The 6,724-nt window shown below is 41.8% G+C and carries 6 protein-coding genes; 3 read left to right on the top strand and 3 right to left on the bottom strand.

Going from position 1 to position 6,724, the window contains the following annotated elements:
- Nucleotides 1–51 precede the first annotated feature (51 nt).
- From QVO66_RS08210 to QVO66_RS08200, 3 genes are all read left to right on the top strand, one after another.
- Nucleotides 52–273 (top strand): DUF6140 family protein, encoded by a 222-nt coding sequence (locus QVO66_RS08210; RefSeq protein WP_021854987.1) that lies wholly within the window; start codon nt 52–54, stop codon nt 271–273.
- A gap of 86 nt (nt 274–359) precedes the next feature.
- A complete protein-coding gene (locus QVO66_RS08205) occupies nt 360–1,772 on the top strand; it encodes a hypothetical protein (RefSeq protein ID WP_021854986.1) in 1,413 nt (470 codons plus the stop codon).
- Between the two features lie 955 nt (nt 1,773–2,727).
- Nucleotides 2,728–3,669, top strand: coding sequence for a helix-turn-helix transcriptional regulator (locus QVO66_RS08200; protein WP_021854985.1), 942 nt, complete (start codon nt 2,728–2,730; stop codon nt 3,667–3,669).
- 316 nt (nt 3,670–3,985) lie between these two features.
- On the opposite strand, the gene QVO66_RS08195 is transcribed toward QVO66_RS08200, so the two are convergent.
- The 3 genes from QVO66_RS08195 to QVO66_RS08185 all read right to left on the bottom strand — a co-directional run bounded on the left by QVO66_RS08195 (nt 3,986) and on the right by QVO66_RS08185 (nt 6,339).
- On the bottom strand, nt 3,986–4,582 hold the full coding sequence (locus QVO66_RS08195) for a hypothetical protein (protein ID WP_021854984.1): 597 nt from the start codon (nt 4,580–4,582) through the stop codon (nt 3,986–3,988).
- A 62-nt stretch (nt 4,583–4,644) separates the two neighbouring features.
- A complete protein-coding gene (locus QVO66_RS08190) occupies nt 4,645–5,337 on the bottom strand; it encodes a hypothetical protein (RefSeq protein ID WP_021854983.1) in 693 nt (230 codons plus the stop codon).
- Nucleotides 5,338–5,808: 471 nt separating this feature from the next.
- Complete coding sequence (locus tag QVO66_RS08185) at nt 5,809–6,339, bottom strand: transposase (protein WP_021854982.1); 531 nt, start codon at nt 6,337–6,339, stop codon at nt 5,809–5,811.
- Nucleotides 6,340–6,724: the final 385 nt, after the last annotated feature.

The following is a 6,724-nucleotide window of genomic DNA, read 5'->3' as shown; positions in this document are numbered from 1 at the left end:
CATCTCGCAAAAATGGGCTTTTTAAGGGACGACTAACTAAAAAATACAACCATGAGCAAAGTATTCCAAGTAGTTCCAAAGCGCATTAAACGCACAAACGGGACCGTTCTGACGCCAGAAATGGCAGTAACAGTAACAACCAACATGCACACATCTGACCCATTCTACAACGGAGCAAAAGAGTTGCAGGAAGCTTACAAGCGTATATACAATTTTGATTACAAAAAGGCATGTTGCAGCAAGAACGATTTTGAGTTCAAAGCGTTAGATTAATTCTTTTAAAGAAAAAGGTGCAGGCAGTTAATATTATTTCTTAGCTGCCTGCCGTTAGTATCTCACCAATTTAATACAAACTTATAATGAGTACTATAAAACAGAAATTTGCAAATCACAAAAATATTGTTATCACATCCGTAATTATAGCCCTTATAGCCATAGCATGTGCATTTGCTGTTTACTTAAAACTTTACACAGGCGAGGAACTTTGGTACGAAATGTTCGCAGCAATAATAGGAGTTATCATTACAGCTGTCATAACAATGATGTTGCTTGTCGGCCAAACAGACAACGAAGAGAAACGTGAGAAAAAGGGTAAAGTATTCGAAGAAAAGTTGCGCATATACCAAGAATACCTTACGACTCTATACAAAGTGATAAAGGACGGCAAGAACTCTAACAGCGAAAAGCTTAAGTTGGCCTTCAAAACTTCATCGGTCGCAATGCACTGTGAACATGATCGTGTAGAAAAAATAAGCGAAAGTGTAGAAAAGATATTCAAACTAAGCATCAACGATAACGGCAACGCACTTGAAACGTTGAATGAAAAAGGATGGAATGAGCTGTTAGGTGAATTATTTAAAGTCATGGATGAATTCAAGGCAGACCTGTATCAAGACTTCAAAGGCCTGAAAACTTCTGATTGGGAAAAAACGCTCAAAAACTTCACTACAGCTTTCGCACAAGACAAAGGCGACAGCAATGCTCCACAAACATTGCCAGACGAAAAAGATTATAAGGTAATATATACTGATACAAAGGCCGTAGAAGAAGAATGGATCAATAAGAAAAATGAGTGGACAGGTAAAGGCTGGAACATCAATGACTATCTTTCCGACAATAACGGCTTTATGCTTACACTTATTGGGTCTGATGCAGGCAACAACAAACCGGCGCACGTAAACATCGGATGGTACGATGGTCATTATTACATTCAGGCCTCATATTGGCGAGATCCTAATTTTGCAAAAGCCTTAAAGGCGAAATATGGCGGAAGGCGAAGCTACGGAACATGGTGGAAACACTTCGAAAATAAGTTTTATAACATTCCTGAAAACAAGTTGTATGACAATTTCTGCAACGATGAAGGGCTACGCAAATATATCTACGATTGGACAGAAGACCTAATGGACATTGTAAAACGCGAACATAATACAATCCAATTATTGGATAAGGTTGGATTGCACGACAATTGGTCTATATTCACATGGGAATGGGACACACTTGCATGCGAATACGACAGTGAAGAATTCGGTCGCCCATATATTGATGTAAAGCACGATACAAAAACAGAAAAGATTATCATTGAACTTTCCAATAGAGCGGAACAGACACAACTTACCGAACAATTGGTACAAAGAATGGAAGGATGTGGCAACCTTACCCATGATGAAGATGGCACCTATACGCTAGAAACAATATACGAAAAAGACTGTGATGTATCATCAAAAGTAAAAGGATGGATGAAGAATATAGAGAAAGGAACTAATAAATGAACATCAACTTAGTTTCAATAACGGAACTTACGAAGATGAGGTTTAACATCACAACATATAATTAAAGTGGTTGTCCTTGGACAAACACTGAAATGATAAATATGCCGATGGCATTGACGAATTTGTCAGCCTAAAAACAGGCAAGAGATATTGTCTGAAACTATTGTTGTGTGTATAATCTATGGGGACTGCCTGACTGAATGCATATATAAACCAACAGCAAGTTTGGCGCAAGCCAATTATGAAATGCTTTGTGGTGATTGGAAGTACAATATAAAATATCAGGACCAACGGTGTTCAAATCAGCCGGCACAATAGCTTTGTTGCTACATACCCTGTAAAGAAACAGCAAGAGTAATGTTCTGTCGGATATGTTATCCGACAGCATCGAATATAAGGATCTGTGATCCGAGACTCATACCTATGCAATAAGGAAGAGGAAGCAAGCGGATTGAAAAATCCGCTTCATATTCGAATGATATGAAAATATAATCAGACATAACGGAATTTTGCGTATTCCTTCTCATTTAATGTTCTGTCGGATATGCACGTATTGTTGAGCGCAACGAAAAATTCGACAGCATCGAGAAACAACAAGACTAATGTTCTTGCGGATATGCTATCCGACAGCATCAAATATAAGGATCTGCGATCCGCGACTCATACCTATTAATCAAAAAAATAGGAAGTAATCGGATTGAAAAATCCTTATACTTAATTCCGGCAGATTGCAAATCAGCCGGCACAATAGCTTTGTTGGTATATATCAGGCGGCACGGCACATTAGCTTCGTTGCTACATACCCGGCGGCACGAAAATCTGATGCATACATTATTCCACGGCAGTATCTCTTACGAAAATTTACTGACAAAAGAATAAAAAAGACAAGCCTGTGTCATGATTTGTCACAGGCTAAATTGTAACTTTGCAGCGTAATCTAAAAAACAATAAATATATGGCAGCAAATATATTTGGACGGTATGTATGGCTGATAGACATCCTGCGCAGGTATAAGCGCCTGACATTTAAGGAAATATGTTCGTTGTGGCAGGAAAGCGGACTAAGCTATGGCGAGGAACTGCCACTGAGGACATTCCATCGCCACCAGGATGCAATAAAGGACATCTTTGACGTGTATATAGAATGCGACAAGAAGGACGGATACAGATATTATATTGACGAGCCTGAAAGGCTTGAAAGCAACAACCTGTACAACTGGCTCATAAGTTCTTACTCTACGCTCAACCAGATAAAGGCCGACAGCAAGCTGGAGAACAGAATTATATTTGAAAACATACCGTCGGGACAGACATGGCTGACACATATCGCAGAAGCCATGCGCAACAACAGGGTGCTGAGCATAACATATCACGGATTCGGCAAGTCGGAGTCAACGACATTCGACATAGAGCCTTACTGCCTTAAAGTGGCTCACCGCCGCTGGTATGTGCTGGCGCGAAGTCCCTATTATTCTGAAAGGAACAAGGAGAAAGGCATCAAGCCATACGATGTTTTCCGGATATATGCCCTGGACAGGATAATGGATATAAAGGACACAGACAAGACGTTCACAATGAACAAAGACTTCGACGCGGCGAAATACTTTGAAGGCTGCTGCGGAGTGATTACGTCTGATGAGCCTTTACAAAGGATTGTGGTGCGTGCATACGACAACTTCGTAGATTATCTGCGCACGCTGCCACTGCATGAGTCGCAGCGCGAACTCAGCAGCGATGAAGAGTCTACGCTGTTTGAATATCACCTCAAGCCTACGTTCGACTTCTATCAGCTGATACTTGCGCAGGCAAACCAGCTGGAGATAATAGAACCTGAAGCGGTGAGAGAGGAGATGCGCGGCCTTGCCCTGCACATACTGAAGTTTTACGACAAGCCTTAACAGCCTAAAATCTATGCGCGGCAGGAAAGGAACGTCTATAATATAGCATGAAAATGAGACAGAATATCCCGACTTACCGCAGACATGTCATATAGTTTCGGCAAGATTGCAGCCTTATATCAAACAGACGGCAAGACTATGACAGGAAACTATAACTTAAATTTTCAGATGCCGGAACTTTAACTCAAGACCGAGTAGCAACCTACACAATAAACATTAAATATAAAAAATCAACAAAAGAAACGGGGCGCCGGCAAGGCGTCCCGTCATTCACGTTATTAGAAAGAGTCCATTCAGATATTTGACCGGTTTCGTATCATTCCCATACAATAGGCACGTTCTTCAGCTGAATATACTCGTTGATGGACGACGAGTTTCGGCCTCCGCCAAGATTCCACGGACCTTTAACAAGTACAAACGACGTAACCGTGGAAGGTACCTCACAGATAGTGGCAAACTTCAGTTTTACAGTCACATCGGGATTAAGGTTTTTCTTGTCGTCATAGTCGCAGCCAGCACCATACTCGTTGCCGTCGGCATCATAAGCCTTTGTAAGACCGGCTCCGCCTACAAGCGCATTCTGTATACTCAGGCTTACGGCCTTTACCTTAACATAAATGTCAACGCGGTTGGAGCCCTTGCTGCCCTTGGCCTCAACAAACTCCAGCGTGAAATACTTTGAGCCGGGATTGCCCACCAACACACCCGAGGCTGACGGAAGATAGCTTACAGAAGGAGCATTCTGAGCTGTCGTGGTAGTGGAGGCTGTACCGGTAGTAGTGGTTCCGGTAACTTCCTGCACGACGCCCTTGGCGGCTTCTTTCAGTTTCTTGAAAAACTGCGCATCGGCCTGCTGAGGTATTGCAAAGAGAGCTATTGCAGCAATGCAAACTGTTCTGATAATCTTTTTCATAACCAAAAAAATTTTTAATATTAAACAATCATTTCTATAAAATGCACTTAAGCTCGTAACTTCTAACTTTCGCCGTTCCTGCGTTCGGCAATCTTCCGGTTGGCACTGTCGCGTGCCGCCGAATTATGGTGCAGATGTCCGTCTTCATCGCGAAACACCGGTCCGGGAGACTTATGGTTGGCAAACTCGTCAACCATCGAGCTGCCCTTGCCCATTCCGTTTGTAAGTATAAAGAATATCGCGCCACAGGCAGCCACGGTTATAAGCACCTGGAAGAACAGCGCAATAAGGGCTACAAGGAACACGAACACAGCAAGGCAGACGGCAACGACACAGACTGCCGAGAACACGGTGAAGACAACGCCGTGCTTTATACCGACAGACATTATGTTGCGCACAAGCGACCATGCAAGTCCGGCTATGACGAGAATCCAGAAGGCTGTGGTACCGATGCTGTTCTTCGTTTCATCAGAAGCGCCGAAGATGTCTGCTCCGACAGATAGCACAAACACTACGGGAAACGTAAGCACAAAACAGATGAAAAGCAGTTTCATCGAGAGCGACTTGCCCATCATTTCCTCAAGCACACCCTTAAACATGAATATCTGTCCTATCTGAAGCACCACAAACACGGCAAAGGGTATAATGCGGAACAGCTTTGACCAGAATCCGTACTCCTTTGACAGGCACCACCACATACAGTTGTTGCCCACTATGGCATAAATAAGAACCTCGAGGATAGTGGCGGCAAGCATGCAGCCGGCAGCCGTGAGTGTAGGCAGGGTTGTTTTTCTTCGGCAGCCGTGAGTATAGGCAGGTTGCTTTTACTGCCGTTTCGCCCCTGAAACAACAGGGCTACGAAGCCGCCCAATACCAGCAGGAAGACAAGCCAGTAAGGCAGAGTTGACGTTAACAGAATTTCTTTCATGGCATATAGATTATATTTAACTTATTACAGCGTGCAGGCACATCTGATGTCGTTTGCAACATTTACATAGACGAATGTATATTGTTTTTAATATTTTTTGCAAAAAAAACTACAAACATATATTTACACAATAACGGAAATCCGTGATTTTATGCACATAAAACCGTTATTCCGTCAACATTTAGCTAAGAAACAATACAAAAACAATATCAGGATATCATAAGCATGGCATAGTATGGCTTAAACCCCAATCGCTTTTTATGTTCAAATCCAAATATTTTAACTATTTTTTAAACAATTATGTAGACATTCTATATTCAGGATTGTAAAGTTTGTGATTTCTGGCCATGGAAGTAACAAGATGGATCAGTTTGTTCTTGACATTGTTAAGTGCGACCTGATTTTTCTTCCCCTCTTCCACAAGCCCCGAACAATATTTCGAAATGGTCTTGTTATATCTGATAGCAGCCAATGCAGCCTGCGTCAACATGGCCTTTATCTGCCAGTTGGCCATATAGTGTACATGGGGATCAATATTTATGCTGGTACACGAAACCTTGCCAAATGGAGCTATGCCATAGTAACACGCTATCTTTCTTGCATCATAGTTGAACCTGCGGAAGTTGTAGGTATATACCATCAGACAGACCGCGTTCTGGAATCCCATGCCCAGCATGGAAGTTACAATGCGGTAAATCTCAGAGAGTTCATAGTTGGCCTTTATGAGCTCTGATATCCGCCTGCCCAACTTTTCTATCTCCTTGTTCAGTTCTGATACTATATGCCTGCCGCTCTGTGAGATTATTGTCTTTACGTGGGACTTCTCCATGAGGGTGTGTCAAAATTAAAAGGACTACTCCTCAAAGTTACAGATTATAACTGTAATATTTAAAAGGGTCGTATTAAACTCTGTATTGAGTAATGATACGGCCCTTTCTTTAGCCTTTTAGAATACTCAAATTTCAAATTATAAGTTCATGTTTTCAAAAAATGAGTTTTGACACACCCTCATGGAGAAGCCACAATAAAGACAATGTTATAAAAATAATAGCTAAAATATTTAGATTTGAACATAGAAAGCGATTTTGGTTAAAATAATAATTCCCATTACTTATCATTCCCATCCGTCACATTAGTCTTATTAGTCTCATAAGTCCCATACTCCGTGGGGCCAAACAAAAAAAAGAGTCCCCGACATCATAACTGACGTCAGG

Source organism: Prevotella sp. CAG:255 (assembly GCF_000431195.1).
In the GTDB taxonomy this organism is placed as follows: Bacteria; Bacteroidota; Bacteroidia; order Bacteroidales; family Bacteroidaceae; genus Prevotella; species Prevotella rara.
This window is presented reverse-complemented; position numbering and strand designations above follow the sequence as displayed.